This is a genomic window from Hwanghaeella sp. LZ110 (genome assembly GCF_048892525.1).
In the GTDB taxonomy this organism is placed as follows: domain Bacteria; phylum Pseudomonadota; class Alphaproteobacteria; order UBA8366; family Aestuariispiraceae; genus Pacificispira.
On the sequence record NZ_JBLZHT010000020.1, the window covers coordinates 1 to 3279 of the forward strand.

Here is a 3279-nt window from a genome sequence, read left to right on the forward strand (position 1 = left end):
CGACTTTTATCCTCATACGGGGGTTAGGTTGGAAGTATGCTAAGGGCGTTTGGTGGATGCCTTGGCGCATGGAGGCGATGAAGGACGTGTTAGGCTGCGATAAGCCTGGGGGAGCTGCCAAAGAGCTTTGATCCCGGGATGTCCGAATGGGGAAACCCACCCCTTTGGGGTATTGGCACCTGAATACATAGGGTGTTGAGGCAAACGCGGGGAATTGAAACATCTTAGTACCCGTAGGAAAGGAAATCGAAGAGACTCCGTTAGTAGTGGCGAGCGAACGCGGACTAGGCCAGTGGCTTTATTGTTGTAACCGGAACATTCTGGAAAGTTTGGCATTAATGGGTGATAGCCCTGTACGGATACAGCAACGATAAGGTCCTTGAGTAGGGCGGGACACGAGAAATCCTGTTTGAACATGGGGCGACCACGCTCCAAGCCTAAGTACTCCCATGCGACCGATAGTGAACCAGTACCGTGAGGGAAAGGTGAAAAGCACCCCGATGAGGGGAGTGAAATAGACCCTGAAACCGAACGCTTACAATCAGTGGGAGCCCGTAAGGGTGACCGCGTACCTTTTGTATAATGGGTCAGCGACTTAATCTGACGAGCAAGCTTAAGCCGATAGGTGTAGGCGCAGCGAAAGCGAGTCTTAAACGGGCGTTTAAGTTCGTCGGATTAGACCCGAAGCCGAGTGATCTAGCCATGGGCAGGTTGAAGGTGCGGTAACACGCCCTGGAGGACCGAACCCACGTCTGTTGAAAAAGACGGGGATGACCTGTGGTTAGGGGTGAAAGGCCAATCAAACTCGGCAATAGCTGGTTCTCCGCGAAAGCTATTTAGGTAGCGCGTCTAGTCTCACCTTCGGGGGTAGAGCACTGGATGGGGAAGGGGGGAGCGATCCTTACCGACTCTAACCAAACTCCGAATACCGAAGAGTGCAATCTAGGCAGACAGACGGCGGGTGCTAAGGTCCGTCGTCAAGAGGGAAACAGCCCTGACCACCAGCTAAGGTCCCTAAGTCACAGTTAAGTGGGAAAGGATGTGAGGAGGCCAAGACAACCAGGACGTTGGCTTAGAAGCAGCCATCGTTTAAAGAAAGCGTAATAGCTCACTGGTCTAAATAAGCCGCCTTGCGCCGAAGATGTACCGGGGCTCAAACTGTGCACCGAAGCTGTGGAAACGATCTTTGATCGTTTGGTAGCGGAGCGTTCCGTAAGTCTGTGAAGGGTGACCTGTGAGGGCACCTGGAGATATCGGAAGTGCGAATGCTGACATGAGTAGCGATAAAGAGTGTGAGAAACACTCTCGCCGAAAGCCCAAGGGTTCCTGCGCAAGGCTAATCCGCGCAGGGTGAGTCGGCCCCTAAGGCGAGGCCGAAAGGCGTAGTCGATGGGAATCTGGTTAATATTCCAGAACCTCTCGGGAGATGACGGATGGTAGACGTAGTTTGACCTTATTGGATTGGTCGGGCTGCCACGCTGTCCCTGGAAATAGCCCCGAGATTAGACCGTACCCGAAACCGACACAGGTGGGCAGGTAGAGTATACCAAGGCGCTTGAGAGAACCGCGTTGAAGGAACTCGGCAAAATACCTCCGTAACTTCGGGATAAGGAGGCCCTTGCCTTGGGCAACCAGGGTGAGGGGGCACAGAAATGGGGGTGGCGACTGTTTATTAAAAACACAGGGCTCTGCGAAGTGGTTAACACGACGTATAGGGTCTGACGCCTGCCCGGTGCCGGAAGGTTAAGAGGAGGTGTGCGAGCACCGAATTGAAGCCCCGGTAAACGGCGGCCGTAACTATAACGGTCCTAAGGTAGCGAAATTCCTTGTCGGGTAAGTTCCGACCTGCACGAATGGCGTAACGACTGCCCTACTGTCTCCAACGCGGACTCAGCGAAATTGAACTCTCCGTGAAGATGCGGAGTTCCCGCGGTCAGACGGAAAGACCCCGTGAACCTTTACTATAGCTTCGCAGTGGCAACAGGACCGTTATGTGTAGGATAGGCGGGAGACATTGAAGCAGGGACGCTAGTTCTTGTGGAGTCACCCTTGAAATACCGCCCTTAACTGTCTTGTTGTCTAACCGCGGCCCGTATATCCGGGTCCGGGACCCTGCGTGGTGGGTAGTTTGACTGGGGCGGTCGCCTCCCAAAGAGTAACGGAGGCGCGCGAAGGTGAGCTCAGAGCGGTCGGAAATCGCTCGTTGAGTGCAAGGGCATAAGCTCGCCTGACTGTGACACCGACGGGTGGAACAGAGACGAAAGTCGGTCCTAGTGATCCGGTGGTCCCGCGTGGAAGGGCCATCGCTCAACGGATAAAAGGTACTCCGGGGATAACAGGCTGATACCCCCCAAGAGTCCACATCGACGGGGGTGTTTGGCACCTCGATGTCGGCTCATCTCATCCTGGGGCTGGAGCAGGTCCCAAGGGTATGGCTGTTCGCCATTTAAAGAGGTACGTGAGCTGGGTTTAGAACGTCGTGAGACAGTTCGGTCCCTATCTGCCGTGGGTGTACGAGACTTGAGAGGATCTGTCCCTAGTACGAGAGGACCGGGATGGACATACCTCTGGTGGAGCGGTTGTCACGCCAGTGGCACTGCCGCGTAGCTATGTATGGACTGGATAACCGCTGAAGGCATCTAAGCGGGAAACCAACCTCAAAACTAGGTCTCGCCTGAGAGCCGTAGTAGACCACTACGTCGATAGGCCGGGTGTGGAAGCGTGGTAACACGTGAAGCTTACCGGTACTAATTGCTCGATCGGCTTCCAATCTTCCCTTCGTATGACGGTAAAAGCCGTTGCACGTCTGGACTGAAAAGAGCCACAGGTACACAAAGTTCAATGCAATACTTAAGACTACTCGCGAGAGATCCGCCGATCTTTACAAAACCAGGCACCGCCCATAAAGCGGATCCCGGAAAACAAGATCAGCATATCGCAAACAACAAAACCAAATGCTTCAAAACACCCCATTTGCTGATACCGACAGGATATCTGTCCGCATCGACGACTTGGTGGCCATAGCGGAAGGCCCAACACCCGATCCCATCCCGAACTCGGCCGTGAAACCTTCCCGCGCCAATGGTACTTTGGCTCAAGCCACGGGAGAGTAGGTCGCTGCCAAGTCTTCCATGCGGACAGATCTCAAGTCACCTCAGCAATACACCATGCAAACCCCCAACCTCCTACCAAACCACACCCACGCGGGGTGGAGCAGCCCGGTAGCTCGTCAGGCTCATAACCTGAAGGTCGTAGGTTCAAATCCTACCCCCGCAACCA

The 3279-nt window shown here is 54.4% G+C and carries 1 tRNA gene and 2 rRNA genes; all 3 read left to right on the top strand.

From position 1 onward, the window contains the following. Positions 1 to 28: 28 nt before the first annotated feature. The 3 genes from ACOSDM_RS19985 (at position 29) to ACOSDM_RS19995 (ending at position 3279) form a co-directional block, all read left to right on the top strand. Positions 29 to 2772, top strand: a 23S ribosomal RNA gene (locus ACOSDM_RS19985). A 238-nt stretch (positions 2773 to 3010) separates the two neighbouring features. Then, positions 3011 to 3126 (top strand): 5S ribosomal RNA (gene rrf / locus ACOSDM_RS19990). Between the two features lie 76 nt (positions 3127 to 3202). Continuing rightward, positions 3203 to 3279: transfer RNA gene (locus tag ACOSDM_RS19995), tRNA-Met, on the top strand.